Annotated in this window: 20 protein-coding genes and 1 other annotated feature (1 of these 21 cut by a window edge); of the genes, 14 read left to right on the forward strand and 6 right to left on the reverse strand. The window is 43.9% G+C overall.

Annotated elements, in window-relative coordinates:
* Positions 1 to 11 precede the first annotated feature (11 nt).
* Complete coding sequence (locus AB1K91_RS00710; protein ID WP_413087417.1) at positions 12 to 698, reverse strand: HAD family hydrolase; 687 nt, start codon at positions 696 to 698, stop codon at positions 12 to 14.
* Between the two features lie 18 nt (positions 699 to 716).
* Positions 717 to 1,475 carry a DeoR/GlpR family DNA-binding transcription regulator gene (locus tag AB1K91_RS00715; RefSeq protein ID WP_413087418.1) on the reverse strand — a complete coding sequence of 253 codons (759 nt, stop codon included), beginning with the start codon at positions 1,473 to 1,475 and terminating at the stop codon, positions 717 to 719.
* 225 nt (positions 1,476 to 1,700) lie between these two features.
* On the opposite strand from AB1K91_RS00715, the gene lacG reads away from it, so the two are divergent.
* The 3 genes from lacG to AB1K91_RS00730 all read left to right on the forward strand — a co-directional run bounded on the left by lacG (position 1,701) and on the right by AB1K91_RS00730 (position 5,200).
* On the forward strand, positions 1,701 to 3,101 hold the full coding sequence (gene lacG, locus AB1K91_RS00720; RefSeq protein WP_413087419.1) for a 6-phospho-beta-galactosidase: 1,401 nt from the start codon (positions 1,701 to 1,703) through the stop codon (positions 3,099 to 3,101).
* 71 nt (positions 3,102 to 3,172) lie between these two features.
* Complete coding sequence (locus AB1K91_RS00725; RefSeq protein WP_413087420.1) at positions 3,173 to 3,487, forward strand: PTS lactose/cellobiose transporter subunit IIA; 315 nt, start codon at positions 3,173 to 3,175, stop codon at positions 3,485 to 3,487.
* A 15-nt stretch (positions 3,488 to 3,502) separates the two neighbouring features.
* Entirely contained in the window at positions 3,503 to 5,200 is a 1,698-nt protein-coding gene (locus AB1K91_RS00730; RefSeq protein WP_413087421.1) for a PTS lactose transporter subunit IIBC, read from the forward strand.
* Positions 5,201 to 5,441: 241 nt separating this feature from the next.
* Here AB1K91_RS00730 and AB1K91_RS00735 read toward each other — a convergent pair whose 3' ends face one another.
* From AB1K91_RS00735 to AB1K91_RS00745, 3 genes are all read right to left on the reverse strand, one after another.
* Positions 5,442 to 6,449, reverse strand: coding sequence for a ketoacyl-ACP synthase III (locus tag AB1K91_RS00735; RefSeq protein WP_413087422.1), 1,008 nt, complete (start codon positions 6,447 to 6,449; stop codon positions 5,442 to 5,444).
* A gap of 79 nt (positions 6,450 to 6,528) precedes the next feature.
* The gene (locus tag AB1K91_RS00740) at positions 6,529 to 6,915 is read right to left on the reverse strand and encodes a hypothetical protein (protein WP_413087423.1); all 387 of its coding nucleotides are present in this window, start codon (positions 6,913 to 6,915) and stop codon (positions 6,529 to 6,531) included.
* Positions 6,916 to 7,284: 369 nt separating this feature from the next.
* Entirely contained in the window at positions 7,285 to 7,800 is a 516-nt protein-coding gene (locus AB1K91_RS00745; RefSeq protein ID WP_413087424.1) for a hypothetical protein, read from the reverse strand.
* A gap of 135 nt (positions 7,801 to 7,935) precedes the next feature.
* Between AB1K91_RS00745 and AB1K91_RS00750 the strand changes: the two genes are divergently transcribed.
* The 11 genes from AB1K91_RS00750 (at position 7,936) to AB1K91_RS00800 (ending at position 20,025) form a co-directional block, all read left to right on the forward strand.
* Positions 7,936 to 8,625: a response regulator transcription factor gene (locus tag AB1K91_RS00750; RefSeq protein WP_413087425.1), complete on the forward strand. Its 690-nt coding sequence runs from the start codon at positions 7,936 to 7,938 to the stop codon at positions 8,623 to 8,625.
* Positions 8,622 to 9,623: a sensor histidine kinase gene (locus AB1K91_RS00755; protein WP_413087426.1), complete on the forward strand. Its 1,002-nt coding sequence runs from the start codon at positions 8,622 to 8,624 to the stop codon at positions 9,621 to 9,623. The genes AB1K91_RS00750 and AB1K91_RS00755 overlap by 4 nt, the downstream gene beginning before the upstream one ends.
* Positions 9,624 to 9,728: 105 nt before the next feature.
* Positions 9,729 to 10,490: an ABC transporter ATP-binding protein gene (locus tag AB1K91_RS00760; protein ID WP_093726246.1), complete on the forward strand. Its 762-nt coding sequence runs from the start codon at positions 9,729 to 9,731 to the stop codon at positions 10,488 to 10,490.
* Positions 10,480 to 12,423 (forward strand): ABC transporter permease, encoded by a 1,944-nt coding sequence (locus AB1K91_RS00765; protein WP_413087427.1) that lies wholly within the window; start codon positions 10,480 to 10,482, stop codon positions 12,421 to 12,423. The genes AB1K91_RS00760 and AB1K91_RS00765 overlap by 11 nt, the downstream gene beginning before the upstream one ends.
* Before the next feature lie 45 nt (positions 12,424 to 12,468).
* The gene (locus tag AB1K91_RS00770) at positions 12,469 to 14,376 is read left to right on the forward strand and encodes an ABC transporter permease (protein WP_413087428.1); all 1,908 of its coding nucleotides are present in this window, start codon (positions 12,469 to 12,471) and stop codon (positions 14,374 to 14,376) included.
* Positions 14,377 to 14,494: 118 nt separating this feature from the next.
* Positions 14,495 to 15,049, forward strand: a complete 555-nt coding sequence (locus tag AB1K91_RS00775; protein ID WP_413087429.1) for a YdhK family protein — start codon at positions 14,495 to 14,497, stop codon at positions 15,047 to 15,049.
* A gap of 116 nt (positions 15,050 to 15,165) precedes the next feature.
* Positions 15,166 to 16,695: a nickel ABC transporter substrate-binding protein gene (gene nikA, locus AB1K91_RS00780; RefSeq protein WP_413087430.1), complete on the forward strand. Its 1,530-nt coding sequence runs from the start codon at positions 15,166 to 15,168 to the stop codon at positions 16,693 to 16,695.
* The gene (nikB, locus tag AB1K91_RS00785) at positions 16,695 to 17,639 is read left to right on the forward strand and encodes a nickel ABC transporter permease (protein WP_413087431.1); all 945 of its coding nucleotides are present in this window, start codon (positions 16,695 to 16,697) and stop codon (positions 17,637 to 17,639) included. Before nikA ends, nikB begins: the two co-directional genes overlap by 1 nt.
* The gene (nikC, locus tag AB1K91_RS00790) at positions 17,640 to 18,482 is read left to right on the forward strand and encodes a nickel transporter permease (RefSeq protein WP_413087432.1); all 843 of its coding nucleotides are present in this window, start codon (positions 17,640 to 17,642) and stop codon (positions 18,480 to 18,482) included.
* Complete coding sequence (locus tag AB1K91_RS00795; RefSeq protein WP_413087433.1) at positions 18,479 to 19,267, forward strand: ABC transporter ATP-binding protein; 789 nt, start codon at positions 18,479 to 18,481, stop codon at positions 19,265 to 19,267. The genes nikC and AB1K91_RS00795 overlap by 4 nt, the downstream gene beginning before the upstream one ends.
* Entirely contained in the window at positions 19,264 to 20,025 is a 762-nt protein-coding gene (locus AB1K91_RS00800; protein WP_413087434.1) for an ABC transporter ATP-binding protein, read from the forward strand. The genes AB1K91_RS00795 and AB1K91_RS00800 overlap by 4 nt, the downstream gene beginning before the upstream one ends.
* Before the next feature lie 30 nt (positions 20,026 to 20,055).
* Here AB1K91_RS00800 and thrS read toward each other — a convergent pair whose 3' ends face one another.
* The gene (gene thrS, locus AB1K91_RS00805) at positions 20,056 to 21,249 is read right to left on the reverse strand and encodes a threonine--tRNA ligase (protein WP_413087435.1); all 1,194 of its coding nucleotides are present in this window, start codon (positions 21,247 to 21,249) and stop codon (positions 20,056 to 20,058) included.
* 301 nt (positions 21,250 to 21,550) lie between these two features.
* Positions 21,551 to 21,741, reverse strand: a binding site (T-box leader); it runs 26 nt beyond the window's last position.

Consider the following 21,741-nt stretch of genomic DNA (forward strand, 5'->3'; position numbering starts at 1 on the left):
CCCCTCATTGTTTAGATGAGGGGTTCTGTTATTAATATATCGTGAAAGTTCGTAAAGTCTTGGATAATACCATCAGAACCGAGCTGATTCTGTAGGAATGCTTCGCGGTTCTTGCCGAAAGGGTCGATTGCAATGATCTTCCCGATGCCAGCTTTTTTGGCTGCTGTCAGACCGGAGAAAGCGTCTTCGATCACAAGGCACTCGCTTGGCTGCAGACCTAGTTTCTTAGCTGCAATCAAGAAGATATCAGGAGCAGGTTTTCCTGGGAAGCTGCCGTCATCGAATGTGACGGTTTCAAAGTCGAACCACCTGTCCAGCTTGAATACATCGAAATAGAAGGCGACATTTTCTTTCACTGTTGCAGTCGCAATTGTACGAGGCAGATTCTGTGCTTTCAGGTGATCCAAAATCCCGGTTAAGCCGTTTGTCAGTACAAGATCCTTCTCATTTTGCAGGCAAAGCTCCCGATAAAGACCTTCCTTTTCATCGGAGAGCTTCCGTATATCATCGGCAGACAGCTCATGACTCACGAAATGCCGCAGAATCTCATTATTCGTACGCCCATGTATATTTGTGAAAATCTCTTCATCCGTGATGGATCCAGCAGCATATTTCCGGACCATATGAAACCAAGCCTGCTCGTGTAAGTGGGAATCCAAAAACATAGTGCCATTGAAATCGAATATGACGCCTTTCATTTTTTCTCCTCCTTAAGCCTACTTCGATAGTTGAACCTCTACATATTGTTCGTAATGCGACTGAACATCTTCGCGAAGCTGATCATCGGTTATCAGATAATCCATGTCATGCAGATTATAAAAAACATAGAAATCTTCCCGGTTGAATTTTGTATGATCAACAAGCAAGTACTTGCTGCGAGAGTTGTTCAGGGCAATCTGATGTGCTTCTCCTTCCTCGATGCTGTATGTGGAAATCTCTTCATTATGGACGCCGTTTGCACTGATGAAAGCTTTTGTGAAATTGAGTTTTTGCAAACTGCTGTTGACCAGCGGTCCGACGAAGGTACCAGTATTTTTGCGAAAATCCCCGCCGATCAGCATGATTTCAGCCGTATCACTTTGAGTCAGGATTTCAAATACTGGATAACTGTTCGTGATGATCCTGATCTTTTTCTGGAGCAGATGACGAGCAAGCAGTTCAATTGTCGTTCCTGGACCGAGAAAAACGGTATCGCGATCACTTATGAGAGATGCGGCCAGAGCTGCAATCTGTGTTTTTTCCTCTACTTGAACGCCAAGCTTTTCCACATGGGATAATTCCTGATCCATCGCATGGGTGATACTTTGTGCTCCCCCATGTATCCTTACTAACTTGCCGGCCTTATCCAATTCATCCAAGTCTCTGCGAATTGTCATATCCGAAACATTCAAATCGTGGATGATATCGTTGACTGTTATGATTCCTTGTTTGTTGACGATATCCACTATTTTTAATAAGCGCTCTCTTTTCAACATTATTTTCACCTCGAAACTTTAAACATAACTTATCATATGCAAGTTTATGCAGTCAATATAAATAAACAAAATCAAACAATATATGAAGGTTATGCACGAGTGTATTCCTGTTATTAGAAAAAATGTCATTGACACGACCGTTGTATCCGTTTACAATGAACGAAAGATAACAAAAACAAACATTATATTTCTGTTTGAACAAACATTATAAGGAGGAATCCAATCATGTATAAGTTGCCGGAGGATTTCATATTTGGAGGAGCAACAGCAGCCTATCAAGCAGAAGGCGCAACAAAGGAAGGTGGTAAGGGAGCGGTAGCCTGGGATGAATTCCTGGAAAAGCAAGGGCGCTTCAGTCCGGACCCAGCCAGTGATTTCTATCATCAATATCCTGAGGATATCCGGCTTTGTGAAAAGTTCGGTGTTAATGGTATCCGTATTTCCATTGCTTGGACGAGAATCTTCCCTGATGGGACGGGTGCGGTGAATCAAGAAGGAGTGGACTTTTATCATAATCTTTTCGCTGAGTGTAAGAAGCGAAATATAACAGCTTTCGTTACGCTGCATCATTTCGATACACCGAAGAAGTTGTTCGATAAAGGTGATTTTCTGAACCGGGATAACTTGGATGCCTTCGTCGACTATGCGGCTTTCTGTTTTAAGGAATTCAGCGAAGTGCGTTATTGGAGCACATTCAATGAAATTTATCCGGTGGCAACGAACCAGTACTTACTCGGGACCTTCCCTCCATCCATAAAAAGTGATTTTTCGAAGATCATCCAATGCTTGCATAATATGATGGTCGCCCACGCTCGTGCCGTCAACTTGTTCAAAGATAACAATTATCCTGGTGAAATCGGGGTTGTGCATTCATTGGAAACAAAATATCCGGCAACTGATTCCCCTGAGGATCGACATGCAGCTTTTCTGGATGATGCGCTTTCGGTCCGCTTCCTCTTGGATGCTACATATCTCGGATACTATTCAGAGAAGACGATGCAAGCACTCGAAGAAATTGCTGAAGCGAACGGAGCGACCTATGAATTCCTTGATGAAGATTTCGAGATCATGAAAAAGGCATCCCGGCGAAATGATTATCTTGGAATCAACCACTACCAATGCCACTTCGTCAAAGCGTATGATGGCCAGACGCAGATTCATCACAATGGAACAGGAGATAAAGGGACCTCTGTTTATAAAGTGAAAGGAATCGGAGAACGCATCTATAAAGAAGGCCTGAAACGCACCGATTGGGACTGGCTCATTTATCCCGAAGGCATGTATGACATTCTTGTGCGAATAAAAGAGGATTATCCGCATTATAACAAGATTTATATTACCGAAAACGGGATGGGCTACAAAGATGAGTTCGAAGATGGAGTCATCATGGATGAGGCGAGAATCGATTATCTCAAAGTCTATCTGGAAGCAATCGGCAAAGCGATAGAGGATGGTGTGAATGTGAAAGGCTACTTCCTCTGGTCCTTGATGGATCTCTTCTCTTGGACAAACGGCTACAATAAACGCTACGGTCTGTTTTATGTGGATTTCGAGACGCAAAAGCGTTATCCGAAGGCTTCCGCTTATTGGTATAAGCGCCTGAGCGAGACAAAGATGATTAATTGATGACTTGCACGGCGGACGCTGTTTGCCGTGCCTTTCCAATAACATAATGAAAGCGTTTTAGGAGGATTATTATGACAAAAGAATCATTGCAAATGCTAGGGTTTGAGATTGTTGCATATGCCGGGGATGCTCGCAGCTCATTGATGAAGCTGCTGCGAGAGGTACGTGCGGGTAACTTTGAGAATGTGGAAGAGGAACTGAAAAGTGCTGATGAAAATCTTAAATTGGCTCACAATGCACAAACGCAGATATTGGCTGATGAGGCAGCAGGCAAGGATATGGATATCGGCTTCATCTTCATCCATGGTCAGGATCATCTGATGACAACATTGCTTCTTCGGGAGCTCGTTCAGGACTTCGTCGAGCTCTACCGCAAAACGAGCTAAGGAGGAGGAAGTGGGATGAAAGGGATTATTGGACAAATTGAGAAAGGGAAACCGTTTTTCGAAAAGGTTTCCCGGAATATTTATCTGGGTGCAGTGCGGGATGGCTTCCTGACGGCGATGCCTGCTATTCTATTCGCCAGTATTTTCATCCTTCTGGCAGCTTTACCGGAAGTATTAGGATTCGCCTGGCCGGAAAGCGTCTCGACATGGCTGTGGAAAGTATATAACTATTCCATGGGTGTGGTGGGCTTGCTTGTTTCTGCTACCACAGCAAGAAGCTTGAGCGAGTCCATGAACCGAAAGATGCCGAAGAACAAAGTAATCAACTCGACATCGGTAATGCTGGCATCGATCGTCGGCTTCATGCTGTTGAGTGTTTCACAGATTGATGGAGGGTTCTCTGCCGAGTACATGGGAACCAAAGGTTTATTGGCATCGTTTGTATCAGCTTTCATAACGGTTAATGTCTATCGTTTCTGTGTGCTGAAGAATATTACCATCAAAATGCCGAAAGAAGTGCCAGGCACCATTTCGCAGACATTCAAGGATATGTTTCCATTCGCCTTCTCAGTCCTTGGCATGGTGATTATCGACTTGGTCGTTCGTACAACGTTGGACGTGCCATTTGCCGAAGCGCTTGTTAAACTGCTTTCTCCGTTATTCACAGCAGCCGATGGTTATCTAGGTATTATGATCATCTGGGGGATGATGGCGTTCTTCTGGTTTGTCGGTGTACACGGACCATCCATTGTGGAACCTGCCATTGCAGCTATCATTTACGTCAATGTCGAGGCAAACCTTCAGCTTTATAATGCAGGAGAACATGCATCCAATGTACTGACAGTAGGACTAGGCAACTTTGTCGGGACAATGGGCGGGACAGGGGCCACACTTGTCGTTCCATTCATTTTCATGCTCCTGGCAAAATCCAAGCAACTAAAAGCGGTAGGTAAGGCTTCCTTCATACCGGTCAGCTTTGCGGTGAATGAGCCATTGCTTTTTGCAGCGCCAATCATCCTGAATCCGTATTTCTTCATCCCGTTCCTGCTCACACCGATGATCAACGTATGTATCTTCAAGTTCTTCGTCGACGTCATCGGCATGAACAGTTTCATGTACGTCCTGCCTTGGGCTACACCGGCACCGATCGGACTTATACTCGGAACCGGAATGGGTTTATGGTCATTTGTGCTCGTGCTGACTTTGATCATCGTAGACTTCTTGATCTACCTGCCATTCTGTAAGGTATATGATAAAGAGCTAGTCATGCAGGAAGCACGCAACGCGCAGCTGGAAGCTGCCGCAGCAAGAACACAACCTGCAATGGCTGCAGCAGTAAGCGGCATCGCTGCAACGCAAGCAGCAGAACCAGAAGTGACAACAGTATCCAATGAAGTGAAACCGACTAACGTCCTTGTCCTTTGCGCAGGCGCAGGCACTAGTGCCATGCTGGCCAATGCATTGACAGAAGGGGCAGAACAATTCAGTGTACCGATTTCTGCATCCGCTGGTGCGTATGGCTCCCATTATGAAATCATGCAAGATTACGACATGGTCATCCTGGCACCACAAGTTGGGTCGTATTTTGAAGATATCAAAGAAGATACCGATCGTCTCGGTATCAAACTGGCGGCAACAAAGGGCGCTGAGTACATCAGTTTGACACGCGATCCCAAAAAAGCGGTGGATTACGTTATCGATCAGCTTAAATAAACAAATAATCACCCTCAAAAAAATGAAGCTGGGACAAACCCTGTAAAATAAAAACGAAAGATGTGTTCTTCTCCGAGGATTAGGAGAAGAACACATCTATTTATGTTAGTTTCTTGATTATACAAGCAAAAAAAGGATACGCTCTGTTAAGGTTAAAGCGCCCTAACCATAGCAAAGGGGGAAGCCTTATGTATATTTCCCTTTTCAATTGCTTCTATAGTAAATGCATTTTGTTATTGGTTTAGTACTTCATTAATAAAGCGCAAGCGGTGTAACCTGCTCCGATAGACCAAAACACAATGTAGTCACCTCTGGTCACTTTTCCGCTTTCCACTGCTTCATTTAAAGCAATAAAAGGGCTGCTTGTTCCGGTATAACCGTATGTATCACCAATGATATAGAACTTATCAAATTCGTTTTCCCCGAGGGAATTCATCATTTTTTCCATTGCTCTAATAGAAACCTGCGTACATAAGTATTGTTTTACATCTGATAGATTGACATTATGTTTTTCTAACAAATCAGTGATTTGCTTCGGAGCATAATCAAATAGTGGGCCGGAATGAAGTTTTCCCCACTTAAATAGCTTGTCATCATTAGGAACATCCTCATCAAGGATATTTGATAGTCCGCATGCTGGAAATAACATTTCTTTGTAGTATTGCGATTCAGTATTAGAAGAGGCACCCAGGACACCAACATCCTCTATATTGACTTTCTCCAAGATAATCGCACATGAAGCATCACCAAAACCGCCATATGTAAATGGATCGTTTTTTTCAGCATAATGATACATTCTTTCTGCTCCAACTATTAGTGCATATTTAGAATCTGGATTGGCCAGTAGTGCTTTGGAAACTTGATCCACAGAAACAACCATACCTACACAGGCTGAATTAGCATCATAAACCACTGCTTCACGTTTCCCCTGTATCTCATTATGGATGATTAAAGCGTTTGGCGGGAACAAATATTCTGGAGTTCCAGAAGAAAATACGATAATATCTAAATCTTCTCCTGATAGATTGGCTTTTTCGAGGGCTTTTTTTGTTGCTTCCACACCCATTGATAGTGTTGTTTCCCCTTCTTCGGAGATGTAACGATTTTCTCTTCCAATATCTTTTAGGAAGTTCCTTACTTTCTCTTCGTCTTGACCTAATGATTTAAAGTGCTCTATATATACTTCATTGTTTATTTTTCTTTTTGGATGATAAACGCCGATTTCTTTGATGATTACACTTTGATGCATTTTTGTATGCCCCCTTACAGTCAAATAGACTACCCCTTAAAGTAGTCTATCTGTTTCTTACTATCCGCTTAAGATATGATTACTGTTCTGATAGTGAGTACGCTTCATCGATTGAGTCTACAAACACGCCATTGAACTGAGCGTATCTAGCAACTCTAGCCAATTGCATTTTAGCGGCAATATCTTTTGGATTTACCATAATTACTTTCTTGAAACCGCTACTCATGTATAGTTCGTAGCTCTTAGTCAATACCGGAAGAATCTCTTGGTGGAATGTTTTTAATTCTGTCGAGTCAATAATCAGATTAATCGTTGAAGGAGTTACCTTTGATACTGCATCCTGGTAAATGGAAACAAACGAACCGGCTTTATCTTTCTGAGCAAAACCAGATAATTTAATAACCAAAGCGTTATTTTCATCATCCTTCTTAATTTGTAAAATCTCGCTTTCATGAATAACTGCCATAATTAATCTCTCCTTAGTAGAGGTGCATGTATACAAAAATTATATCATTACAATCTGTTAAAGTAAGGTGATTTTGGCAAATGTTTTACTGAATATTCCTTCATCATCCATTTTTCACCTCTTAGGGTCAAAAAAGGTACAGAGATGCCCTCTGTACCTTAAATTAGAAGTATATGGACCACTGCTTAATCTTGCAATCCTAAAAAGGACTCCTGCTTACCGTTCGCATGGTTAAAGCAGATGATGGATGGTACCATTGCAAGCGGGAATTGAAATGCCACCTGTTAACTTTTCCCGCAGTCATCCTGCATGTATGGAAAGAATCGTTGAATCATTAACGCTCTCTCCTCCGTATCATTTGCAGCCTTCTTATTCCATTGTAAGAGCCTCCAATGAATCGAGAATATGATCAATCAGATTCGGCAGATCCTCCATTTGATTCTCATTGATTTTCCGATCAAAACGTACTTCCACTGTATTTTGGTAATGCGTTTGCTGTTTATCGTATACATACTGCAGCGTTTGTTCCGGACGGCTTGGAGGAGTCCAAATTTGAGTCAGTATTGACTCGATGACAGGACACTCTGTACCGGGATCTTCCACTGTAGTATAGAAGAAAAGACGTAATGTACAGCCGGGATTTTTATCCGGCTCCTCCAATATCTCATCGGCTAGATCACGCAGGGATGCTTCCAGGCAAATTTCAGCGGTCACATCCGCATTTTCGAACAATGTGAAACCTAGTCGGAATTCACGTGACATTGCAGCCATTTCCATTCGGTCGTGGCGGGAAACAATTGTAATCTCATTGTCCAGATTATCCAAATCATATAGCTGATTCTCGAAAGCCACTTTCAAGTTATCGAATATAGTAGGATCAAACATCGTACAGGACCTCGCTTTGTTTATATGAGAAAACTCTAGCACAAGCCAGATATAGAAACAATCTTTACCAAAGGGTGCTAGTAAAAACATTGGGTATTCGTTACAATTTTATGGAAGACAAATGAGGTGACGAACGTGTTTAAAATACTATTGATCGAGGACGATAAAAGTCTCTTTGAAGAAATTCAGGCGCGGTTGACGCAATGGTCTTATGAAGTGCATGGTATAGATGATTTTGGCCAGGTGATGGAAAAATTCTCGTCAGTACAGCCGGACCTGGTACTGATTGATATCCAGCTGCCAAGTTATGATGGCTTCCATTGGTGCCGCATGATACGGGCGCATTCCAATGTGCCGATCATCTTCCTGTCCTCTAGGGACCATCCAATGGACATGGTCATGGCGATGCAGCTCGGCGGAGATGATTTTGTCCAAAAACCATTCCATTTTGAAGTGCTTATCGCAAAAATCCAGGCTATCTTACGCCGCGTGTACAATTATAGCACCGATACCGTCAAGCTGAAGACGTGGAATGGTGCCACAGTCGATTACGAGAAAAACGAAGTGGAAAATGATGCGGGCAAAGTAGAATTAACGAAGAACGAGATGTTTATTTTAAAGCTTCTGGTTGAGCAGAAAAACAAGATTGTCTCCCGGGAGAAATTGATTACGAGTCTATGGGATGATGAGCGTTTCATCAGTGATAATACATTGACCGTTAATGTGAATCGACTCCGAAAGAAACTGGATGATATCGGCTTGGGGCAGCAAATTGAAACAAAGGTGGGTCAGGGTTACTGTGCATTGGAGATGAACAAGCCATGATCCGGGAATTTCTTCGGGATAAGGCAAGCTGGCTTTGTATGTTTGTCTTGCTCTCAGGTTTGCTGCTGTTGATTGTGTATGTGGATACCACTATACCTTTTGATTCCATACTCTACGTACTATTGTTGTTTTGGCTGTTGTTTATAGCCTTTCTTATCTTTCGTTACCATCGTGAAACACGTTATTATCGCGGATTGAAAGATTGGGAGAAAAGTCTGGACGCGTCAACATTGCCTGAACCAGACCGACCTTATGAATACATCATCCATGATAGCCTTCAAGAACAAGTAAACTTCCTAAATAAGACTTCCACTGATCGCCGGGAGTCATTGGAACGGGAGAAGGACGAACTGCTTTCCTGGATTCATGAAGTGAAAACACCGTTGACTGCCATGCAGCTGATCATCGAACGTATCGAGGATGCAGCATTGAAACAGCAGCTGACGTATGAATGGCTGCGTGTACACATGCTATTGGACACGCAGATTCATCAAAAGCGTATCACCTTTATAGAAAATGACTTATTTATAGAAAAGATTGATCTGCATGCTGTCATCAGCCAGGAGATACGCACCTTGCGCTCGTGGTGTATGCAGAAGGGAATCGGGTTCGAATTGGACTTGGAGGAAGAGGTGGTGCTGAGTGATACGAAATGGCTCACATTCATCCTGCGTCAGCTGTTATCAAATGCAGTCAAGTACAGTGAAAACAGCGACATCCATATTGGAAGTGAGAAAATCAATGGTCATGTGCGAATCAGTATCCAGGATCAAGGCATCGGAATTGATGCAAAAGACTTGCCGCGTATTTTTGATCAGGGTTTTACGTCCACTATCCAGCATGATAAGGCTGCCACCGGTATGGGCCTCTATCTGACCAAGAAAGCAGCAAAACCGCTTCGGATCAAAGTGGATGTATCTTCTCAGCTAGGAAAAGGTACATGCTTTACACTTACTTTCCCGAAACGAAACGATATGGTCGGAATGACTGGCGTGTGACAGGATTGTCACACGCTTTTGTTCGTTTGTTAGCTGAAAAGCAGGAGCATATGCAAGGGCATCCGTATACTTGAGGTAACAAATCACATAAAGAGGTGCGAAAAGATGGGTATTCTAGAAGCGACAAGAGTCCAAAAGAATTACGGGAATAAATTCAACAAACAGGAAGTACTGCGGGGTGTCGACCTTAGTATCGAGGAAGGAGAATTCGTCGGCATCATGGGTTCATCCGGATCTGGTAAGACGACATTGCTGAACGTCCTGTCTTCCATTGACCGTGCAAGCGGCGGAACGATCCTGATCCAAAATAACGAGATTACAAACATGAAAGAGAAGCAGCTTGCTGAATTTCGTAAAAATCATCTTGGATTCGTATTCCAAGACTATAATCTGCTTGATACGCTGACAGTGAAGGAGAATATATTGCTTCCGTTGTCTATCAAAAAAGTGCCAAAGAAAGAGGCTGATCGTAAATTTGAGGAAGTAGCTAATCAGCTCGGTATTATGGAACTGCAGAACAAATATCCAAGCGAAATCTCCGGTGGTCAAAAGCAGCGGACATCTGCAGCTCGTGCATTCATCCATGAGCCAAGTATCATTTTCGCAGATGAGCCGACGGGTGCACTTGATTCAAAATCGGCATCCGATCTGTTGAACAAGCTCGGTTCATTGAATGCAAATCGAAAAGCAACGATCGTTATGGTCACACATGACCCAGCCGCAGCCAGCTATTGCAGCCGCGTCATCTTCATCAAGGACGGTCAGATTTATACACAGCTGAACAAAGGTCAGCAAGAGCGCCAAGCCTTCTTCAAAGACATCATGTCCACACAAGGTGTACTCAGCGGGGTGCAAAATGAGCATTAATAGTCTGATTTTCCGTAATCTGAAGAAAAACCTGCGTAACTATTACCTATATGTCTTTGCTCTGATTTTCAGTTCGGGATTGTATTTCGCCTTTGTCACTTTGCAATATGACAAGGCGATGGATCCTGTAGAGGGTTCGGTAAAAGGTGGTGCAGGTATAGCGACCGCATCTGTTCTGCTTATCTTTATCGTTGCTGTATTCTTGCTGTATGCCAATACGATTTTTATCAAACGGCGCAGTAAGGAAATTGGTCTGTTTCAATTGATTGGCATGACGAAAAATAAGATTTTCAATATATTAAGCGCAGAAAATGCCATTCTTTATTTTGGCAGTCTTATCGTCGGAATTATTTTGGGATTTGCAGGTTCAAAGCTATTAATCATGATATTATTCAAAGTTACCGGTGTTGAAGGAATTGCATCCTTGACGTTTTCATCAAGGGCGTTACTTCAAACTCTAGTAGTATTCCTATGTATCTACGCACTTATCATGTTGATGAATATACTCTTCATCAAACGCCAGACAATTCTTTCATTGTTTCACGTGAAATCAAAAACGGAAATGACAGCTCGGAAACTATCAGTCTTTCAAGTTATCATCGGTATTTTTGGGATTGCGTTGATTGCAGTAGGTTATATTGTGTCAGGAAAATTATTTGATGGTGATTTTACATCGATGAAGGAATTATTCCTAGTCATGTTCTTTATCTTGTTTTCTGTCATTCTGGGGACATACTTGTTCTATAAAGGTTCTGTCGCCTTTCTGGTGAGCCTTGTCCGGAAGCAAAAAGGAGGCTATTTGAACATCAAGCAGGTTCTGTCTCTGTCTTCCATCATGTTCCGGATGAAGTCCAGTGCCACGCTGCTGACCATCATCACGACAGTATCTGCGTTAGCCATCGGACTGCTTTCCTTGAGTTATATTACGTACTATTCTGCCGAAGAAACGGCTTATAACTATACCGGAGGGAAAGATTTCTCCTTACTAACAGAAAGTGATGCCGAAGCTTTCCGTCAGGCAATGGATGATAATAATATCGCTTATACCGAAGACAAAGCAGAAGTGTACACAGTACAGCTCAATATCGAAAACATTCTGCAAACTGAGCTGGAGCTGAATTTGGATTCTTCTATGATGGATACAGCTGTCATCAGCGAGAAAGCAGCAGGGTTGGATGTAGCCCCGGATGAACTGAAACTGACTGGATATAATGAGTTGCTGCAGCGTTTCATGTCACTAAAGGACGAAGGTGACGTTACAGTTCTTGGAAAAGAGACCGAAACAGCTCTGCATTACACAGGACTTGAGGATGAATATCCGATTTCCAATTATTACACCATGGGCGGACTGCCGACAATGATTGTCGATGACGCGCTATTCCAAGAGCTGAAGCAAGATATCAATCCAGATATGAATCAAGGCTATCATTGGTATTTCGGTTATACGATTGAAGATGATGAACAGCTGCAAAAGGCAAATGATTTATTTAATGGTCTGGATCTAGAAGCGAAGGATAACAGCGCATCCAGAATCGATGTTGCTGAAGATCAGAAATCCACGATCGGTCTTACCCTGTTCATCGTTGGTTTCCTAGGCCTGACATTCTTGATCACATCTGGCTGTATCCTTTACTTTAAGCAGATGGATGAAGCAGAAAGCGAGAAACCGAATTATACAATTCTCCGTAAACTAGGTTTCACAACGGCTGATCTTCGACGCGGTATCCAGCGCAAACAGCTATTCAACTTCGGTATCCCGCTTGTCATTGGACTTTTGCACAGCTACTTCGCTGTCCAATCTGGCTGGTTCTTGTTTGGCTCGGTCATGCTGACACCGATGATTGTCGTGATGGTGATTTATACAATCCTGTATTCGATCTTCGGCATACTATCAGTTGTCCACTACAACAAGGTAATCAAACAATCGCTTTAAACTATGGGGCTGCTTAGCGGCCCTTATTACTTGGAGGCAAGTAATATGTCGATCTACCAATTGATCTATCGCAATACAAAAAGAAATTTACGCCACTATGGACTTTATTTTTTTGCTCTTGTATTCAGCGTTGGACTGTATTTTGCATTTCTGACACTGCAGTTTGATGCTTCTATGGGCTCAATCGAAGATTCGATAAAAGTCAGTGCAGCAATAAAGGTAGCCTCCATTATGCTGTTGTGGGTTGTAGCCGTTTTTCTTATCTATGCCAATCGACTTTTAATCAATCGCAGATCGAAGGAAATCGGTTTGTACCAGTTGGTCGGAATGGCAAAGCGCCGGATAGCTTTTATGCTGGCCATAGAAAATGCAATTTTATATTTGGGGAGTTTACTTTTGGGGGTCTTTGCAGGGTATTTGGAATCCAAACTGCTCACAATGATTCTCTACAAATTGACAGGGCTTGAAACCATTGCGGAACTGAATTTTTCCACTTTGGCGTTAAGATGGACCATTCTTGTATTCAGTTTACTCTACTTATTATTGATGATCATAACTAGTTTCCAGATAAAGAGGCAGACCTTGCTTTCTCTTTTTCTTGTACGAGATACTTCCGAAACGGCTGGGAAGCGCATTACCTGGTGGCAAATGATAATCGGTATAGCTGGAATGCTCTTTATCTTATTCGGATACTATTTGTCTACAAGGCTGTTCAGCGGTGACTTTGATGCTACGAATGAGTTGATGGTGCAGATGCTGATCATCCTGACATCCTGTATTGCCGGTACATATCTTTTCTTTAAAGGGTCCGTTACGTTCCTCCTGATGCTTTTTCGTAAACGTAAGGGTGGGTATCTTTCAATTAAGCAGGTACTTTCATTAGGGAGCATCATGTTCCGGATGCGGACAAATGCTTTCTTGCTCACTGTCATCACCACAGTGTCTGCACTGGCAATCGGATTTCTATCGCTGGGTTATATTACGTACTATTCTGTAGGCAAGGATGGAGATGCGCTGACTGCCGGAGCAGACTTTGTCTTTCTCGCAAAGGAGGATGCCAATACATTTGAACATGTGCTTAACGAATCAGGCATTCAGGTACAGACAAAGGAAACGTCAACACTAGAGCTGAGTGCAGATTTGACTGGTATACTTGGGAAGGGTGCAGGTATTACAGCGGAGCAGCAGTTCTTGGTTATACCAGATAGTCAAGTAGGCATGGATCTGTCGGGTGGACAGATGGTACTAACAGGTCAAAGTGATCGATTAAAGCGCTCGTTGAAGTTCCAGCCCGGAGAGGTGCACTTTTTAGGAGAAGCCGAACGTACCCTGGAATTGGTAGACATTCATGACACTTACCAAGTACCTTCATTCCTCTCCTTTGGTGCTCCAATTGGCATTTTAAATGAAGCGGATTATAGGCAGCTGCAAGAGCTTCCTTCTGTCATATCACAATCCTTTATTAAAATAATTGTACAGGATGATAGGGATAAAGTGGGTGCTGCTCGGTTATTCCAGAAGCAGCAATTTGAGGACAACGCTGTTTCAAAAGAGTTATCAGAGACTCAGCAGAAGATGCAGATGGGACTGTATTTGTTCATCGTCGGATTCCTTGGTCTGGCATTCCTCATTACATCTGGCAGCATTTTGTATATCAAGCAGATGGATGAAGGTGACAGCGAACAGCAAACTTACACCGTTCTCCGCAAGATAGGCTATACCAAAACGGATCTAAGAAAAGGCATCGTACATAAACAGCTTTTCAACTTTGGCATCCCATTACTGATTGGCTTGTCACATAGTTATTTCGCTGTGAAGTCTGGCTGGTTTTGGTTCGGTTCATCTCTATGGATTCCGATGCTGGCTGTAATGGTTGTTTATACACTGCTATATTCCATATTTGGTGCTCTGTCTGTGATTTATTACAAGCAGGTCATTACAAGATCCCTCTAGGGCAGTCAGCAGACTGTCCTTTTTGTGTGTCAGCATTGCTGCGTTTTCTGCGTATTTGAAAGGGTATAGGGAAATGAGATTGTGATACATACTAGTGCTAGAAAAGGAGGATAATCAAATGAGGATATTGATGATTCTGCTTGGGGCAGTTTTCATGCTCAGCGCATGCGGCAATGACGAACAGCAAACGCAAGATAGCCAAGGTGCCAATGAAATGGAACATATGCAGCATGATGAATCGGGAGAATTACCGGAGGGTCTTAAGGAAGCAGAGGATCCGAAGTACCCGCCTGGCAGCAAAGCAATCATCCAAGCCGATCATATGGAAGGGATGAAAGGTGCAGAGGCAACCATTATCGGTGCATTTGATACATATGCTTATGAAGTCACATATACACCAACGAATGGTGGCAAGCATGTTGATAACCATCGCTGGGTCATCCAGGAAGAGCTGAAGGAAGCGGATGAGCAGCCGCTTGAGCCAGGAATCGAGGCAACGCTAGAGGCTGATCATATGGAAGGGATGAAAGGTGCCACAGCGATTGTAGAAAAAGTGGAAGATACGACCGTGTATATGGTGGATTACAAGTCGACTGCTACAGGGGAAGAAGTAAAGAACCATAAGTGGCTGACCGAGGACGAGTTAGCACCTACGGAAGATAGCTCCGATTAACGGGGCTATTTTTTTGAAAAAATTTACTTTACAAAACGTAATCGTTACGATAACATACAAAACGTAATCATTACGAAATTTAATACATATATATAGAGGTTGAAGGAGGAATACGGATGAGAAAGTTATTATTAAAGACTATGGGGATAGCGGTACTTATCTTGCTGCTTGCAGCATGTACGGATAATGCCGGTTCGGAAGGGGACAAGAAGCATCTGACCTTCGTTTATAATTTCGCGACGAATTCCTTGGATCCGAATGTGGATTCCAGCTATGTACCTTTGCGTGCCGGTATGACAGAAACGTTGGTGCGATTGAATGAAGAAACGTTGACGATCGAACCGTGGTTGGCCGAGAGCTGGGAAGGCACAAATGAAGGAAGAGAATGGACGATCAAGCTTCGTGAAGGCATCAACTTCCAGAATGGTGAACCGATGGATGCGGAAGCGGTGAAAGCATCATTGGAGAGATCTTTGAAGGATAACGTAGCTATCCAGAACGCATTGAAAATTGATTCTATCGAAGCAACAGATGATAGGACATTGCATATCATGAATACGCAGGCGTTTCCAGAATTCGTTTCTGAACTTGTAAATCCAAATGTATCGATTATTGATGTTGAAGCAGGCGACTTTGTAAATAACCCAATTGGGACAGGCCCCTTTAAACTGGAATCCTTCACGCCTGGCAGCAAATTGGAGCTTGTTCGCAATGAAGATTATTGGGATGAAAAAGCAAAACTTGATTCTGTGACATTCTCCTTTAATGAAGATGCAAATGCACGCTCCTTAGCATTGGAGTCGGGCAATGCGGATGTTGTATTTCGTCCGGAAACAGAAAGTATCGAGAGCTTGGAAGCAAAGGATGGCATAAAGGTTGAATCAACGGAGACCTTCCGCGTTCACCAGCTGACGATGAATATGGAGCGAGAAGCTCTTAAGGATGTAAATGTTCGTAAAGCATTGGATGCCTTGATTGATCGAGAGGAAATTGCAGATTCTGTGCTGCTTGGATATGCACAGCCGGCAAAAGGTCCATTCCCTGATTCGTTGCCATTTGCGCCAAGCTATAGTGAACATGAAACGGGAGAAGATGTGGCAAAGGAATATCTTGAAAAAGCAGGCTATTCCTTGGTGGACGGCAAGATGCAGAAAGATGGGGAACCTCTTGAGCTTACCATGCTGACATATTCCGCAAGAGCTGATCTTCCATTGATTGCACAAATATTCCAATCGGATGCAAAAAAACTTGGAATTGAAGTAGAGCTGCGTCAAATCGAGATTCCGGAAGAATACATGGCAGCAAATCGGGATTGGGATTTGGCCACATATAGTAACCTGACAGCTCCTCGCGGGGATGCAGGCTATTACTTGAATGCTACGTATCACCCAGATGGGGCATTGAATTTCAGCGGTGCAGATGAACCAGAGCTGACGAAGATCATCGATGAATTAAATGTAACAGTAGATACAGAGAAGCGGGCGGAACTAGCAGAAGCGGCTGCCAACTATGTAGATGAAAATCAAATCAATTCATTTGTGATTTATCCAGACACACTTGTTGCTTACGATGAAACGAAAGTGAAGAACTGGGTTACGACAAGAAGCGAGTATTATATGATTACAAATCAATTGGATGTGAAGTGATGGTTCGTATTATTGGGAGGCGGCTGCTGGAGGTCGTGCTGTTTGTCTTATTCGTCACTTTCTTCAGTTTCCTTTTCCTTCGCCTTGCACCAGGTGATCCGGCACTTACCATCCTGAATGTGGATGAATTGAATGTAAGCCAAGAGCAGGTGGACGCACTTAGGGAAGATATGGGTTTCAATGATCCATTACTTGTTCAATATGGGAAGTGGCTGTTGGATTTCCTTCAACTTGATTTTGGTAACTCCTATATTACGAGTCAGCCGGTTTTGGAGATGCTGCTGACTGGACTTCCGGCTACATTGGAGCTGACCATCGGTTCTTTGATCGTCATGCTGCTGGTCGCGATTCCATTGGGATCCCTCTCCGCTCTGTATAAGGATAGCTGGATCGACCATATCAGCCGTTATTTTTCCATCATCGGTGCAGCAGTTCCAAGCTTTTGGCTTGGGCTTATCTTGATTGATATGTTTGCGGTGAGGCTGAGCTGGTTCCCGACAATGGGACGTGACAGTTTGCTGTCCCTTGTGCTGCCAGCAGTGACATTGGGACTTGCCATCGCAGGTGTTTATGTGCGGCTGCTCCGTTCCAGTCTGCTGGACTCTTTAGGTCAGGAGTTTGTCCGTGCTGCGAGAGCGCGCGGTATTTCAGAAAGGCGCATCTTCTTCTCGCATGCTTTCCGATATAGTTTGCCGCCTGTTATCACCGTATTCGGTGTCAGCCTGGGCAGTTTGATTGGCGGTGTGGTCGTGGTGGAAGTATTGTTTGCTTATCCTGGTGTGGGAAAGCTTGTCGTTGATTCTATCCGCCAGCGTGATTATCCGCTGATTCAAGGCTATATCGTCCTGATGGCGGCTATCGTATTTGTTGTGAATACATTAGTGGATCTATCTTATCGATATGTAAATCCTGAACTCCGATTAAAAGAAAGGAAGCTCAGCTAGATGAGTGTTATAGCTCTTTCTCAGAAAAAAATAAAGAAGACCAAGATCTGGCTGATCAGTGCGCTTTTGCTTCTGTTATTGGCAGTGGTGGCATACACGTTTCTTTACTTGAAGCATGATGCCACGATGACAGATGTTGGGAACCGGTTGGCATCCCCTTCATGGGAACACCCGATGGGGACGGATCACTTGGGCCGGGATGTGCTGACGCGGCTCTTGCTCGGCTTCCGTCTGACTGTCGGCTATAGTTTGATTGCTTTGGCGGCAGCAGTTATCATCGGTGTACCATTCGGCCTGCTTGCTGGATTGAGGGGTGGCTGGGTCGATCGGTTATTCATGCGAATTGCCGATGGCTTCCTTGCTTTCCCGGATACAGTGATTGCCATTGTGCTAAGTGGTCTTCTGGGACCAGGTATCGGGAATTTGCTGTTTGCCATCGTTCTTGTGAAATGGGTCAACTATGCCCGGATGGTACGCAGTACGGTGCTGACGGAAGTGCAAAAAGACTATATCACCATTGCCAGAATCAATGGTTTGTCCACATTTACGATGATGCGCAGACATCTGCTGCCGCATATTATCGGAAATGTCCTCGTACTGTCCAGTTTGGATTTTGGCAAGATCATTTTGCTCATTTCCTCGCTGTCTTATATCGGTCTTGGGGCACAGCCGCCAACACCAGAGTGGGGAGCCATGCTCAATGAATCCAGACCTTATTTCCAAGCAAACCCAGAAATGATGGTTTATCCTGGACTGGCCATCGTTGCGGTAGTGTTAGTGGCAAATGTCCTCGGTGACTATTTACGAGATAAATTCGATGTGAAAAAGGAGGTGCAGCCATGATTTTATCGATTAAAGATCTAACCGTATCGCATGGTGAGAAAACGATTGTCAATCATGTCAGTCTAACCATCGATAAAGGTGAATGGTTTGCCCTCGTAGGTCAAAGCGGCAGCGGTAAAACGATGCTATCACAAGCGATTGGTCAGCTGCTCGGACCCAATTTACGAGCTTCTGGCAGTGTAAACTACCAAGGCAGCAATATTCTTGAATGTTCAAAGACGGAAATGAACCAGCTTCGAGGAAAGGCGATCAGTTATATTTTCCAGGACTATCACGGCTCTTTCACACCATTTTTGACAATCCAGCAGCATATGGATGAATATTTGCAAACACATGGCGTGAAAGAAAAGCAAAAGCGTAACAGTATGGCAAAAGAGGCATTGGAATCGGTTGGCCTGGACGCCGATTTTGTTAAGCGGTATCCATTCCAGCTGAGCGGCGGCCAGCTGCAGCGTGCGTCCATTGCGCTTGCGCTTCTCTTGGAACCTGATATTTTGATTGCCGACGAAGCAACAACTGCACTTGATAGTGTATCTGCGCACAGAATACTTTCCTTGCTGCAGGAGCTTCAGCAGAAGACAGGCTGTGCGATCCTATTCATTACACATGATTGGCGCCATGTTGTTCGTTATTCTGATAAGATTGCGGTTATGAAAGATGGGAAAATCATTGAAGTCGGAACAAAACAAAAGCTCATCCACCAGCCGGAACATGCGTATACGAAGCAGCTGATCCAAGCTGCCCCGACATTGCCCATGCGCGTCAGGGAGGTAAGCAAGTCATGACCGTTATCGAAATCAATAATCTGAAAAAAAGCTATCATCCTGGCAAACTGGCAGTCAATGATGTGTCTCTTTCCATTGCCAAGGGTGAAAGCTTAGGTTTGGTAGGAGAAAGCGGATGCGGCAAAAGTACACTGGCTCGCTGTTTGTTAGGTGTGGAAAAAGTTGAAGGCGGGTCCATTATATTTAATGAAAAGTCTCTTGCAAATGCCACCAGGAAAGATCTTCGAGACTATCGTCGAAACGTACAGACTGTCTTCCAAAATCCAACTGCCTCTTTGAACCCGAAGTTGAAAATCAAAGATTCATTGTTGGATCCGTATTTGCAATTTCAGGATGAGCTCCAGTTGGAGCACTTTCAATTCACTTCCAAACAAGTATTTGTCAAGCAGTTGCTTGAAACAGTAGAGTTGCCGAAAGAGCTTGGTGATCGTTATCCGCATGAACTGAGCGGCGGACAAAAACAGCGCGTGACGATTGCGCGTGCTATCAGCATAGAACCTAAGCTGATTGTCCTTGATGAACCAACAGCAAGCCTTGACGTCCTTTCACAGGGAGCAATATTAGAGCTACTGGCATCCCTCCAGGAAACACTCGGTATGTCGTATCTGTTCATTTCACATGATTTGGCTGCTGTTTATCAGCTTTGTCAGCGCATTGCTGTAATGAAAGATGGCGAAATACTTGATGTATTCCAGAAAGATGACATTTATGATAATGGCCGTCATGATTATACAAAGGAATTGATTAGCATATTTTAAGCGGATGCTACTTAGAGCATCCGCTTTTTCTTATGCTTCAAACCGTTCAATCAAATTCTCCAAAGACATTTCCCCGATATTTCCTTCCGGACGCTTTCGGACAGCAACTGTCTTGTTCTGCATCTCGTTATCTCCGACGATAAGCAGGTAAGGAACTTTCTGCTGTGATCCTTCCCGTATTTTCAATCCGATTTTCTCCGAGCGGTCATCAACGGATACCCTGTAGCCTGCCTTTTGAAGTGCCTCGCCAACGGCCCTGGCATAATCTGCATGCCCATCACTGATCGGTAAGATACTTGCTTGGACAGGTGCCAGCCAGAACGGGAAGTCCCCTGCATAATGCTCGATGAGTATGGCCATGAAGCGTTCGATTGATCCATAGATAGCGCGATGGATCATGATCGGCTGTTTGCGGCTGTTCTCCTGATCGATATAGCTGCAGTCGAATTTGTCCGGCATCTGAAAATCTAACTGCACAGTACCGCATTGCCAGCTGCGTCCGAGGCTGTCGAGAATGTGGAAATCGATTTTCGGTCCATAAAATGCACCATCACCGGCGTTCACTTTATAAGCAATTCCTTGTCGTTTGAGTACATTTTCCAGGGCTGCTTCCGCTTTATCCCAAACAGCAGGTGAGCCCATGAAGTCTTCTGGACGAGTGGATAGCTCCACTTCATAAGAGAAGCCGAACAGGCTGTAGAAATCATCAATCAAATGAAGGACTTTTTCCACTTCTTGTTCAATTTGATCTTCACGGACGAACAGATGCGCATCGTCTTGTGTGAATGATCTGACTCGAAGCAGCCCGTTGAGTGAGCCGGACAATTCATGGCGGTGCACCAGCCCCAATTCGGCATAACGCATAGGCAAGTCCCGATAGCTGCGGAGCTTGCTGTTATAAATCAGCACAGCACCAGGGCAGCTCATCGGTTTGATGGCATAGCGCTGATCATCCACTTCTGAGAAATACATATTTTCGTGATAGTGATCCCAGTGGCCGGACTGCTCCCAAAGCTGCTGCTTCATCATGATCGGTGTCTTGATTTCATCGTATCCAGCTTGCGCATGTTTTTCTTTCCACAGTTCCTCCAGTTTATTGCGCAGTACCATTCCCTTTGGCAAGAAGAAAGGCATGCCTGGTGCTTCTTCCATGCTCAGGAATAACTCGAGCTGCTGACCTAGTTTACGATGGTTCCGTTTTTCTGCTTCTGCTTGTTTGTTCATGATAAATTCCTCCTTAGAATATAAAAAAGACCACAATCCTCCCATGATCGGGACGATTGTGGTCGTGGTTCCACCCAAATTTCCGCCAGTGTATAGGCGCTTGTATGAGATAACGGTTCTACCGATAGCGGATACTGTGACTTCCCCGCTATAGCTTGAAGGTGGTAATTCGGATTGCTCTTCCTGCAGGGCTCTCAGCCGGTGACCCTGCTTTCTGTCAGGAGAGGGATGATCGGAATCATGTCCTTCGCATTGCGTTTTAAATATAAAATGATAAACAAAAAGACCGCAGTCATCTCCCTAAAGGGACGATTGCGGTCGTGGTTCCACCCTAATTTCATCAGCATATAGCTGATGCTCCAAAATACGATAACGGTCTTCCCGATTACGGATACTAAAGTTTCCCCGTAATAGCTCCAAGGTGGTAATGCATCTGCTTTTCTGTGAAGGTTCCAGCAAATTCCTTCACTCTCTGAAAGAAAGAGGCGCGTG

This window comes from Terribacillus jepli, from assembly GCF_047228925.1.
Taxonomy (GTDB): Bacteria; Bacillota; Bacilli; order Bacillales; family Amphibacillaceae; genus Terribacillus.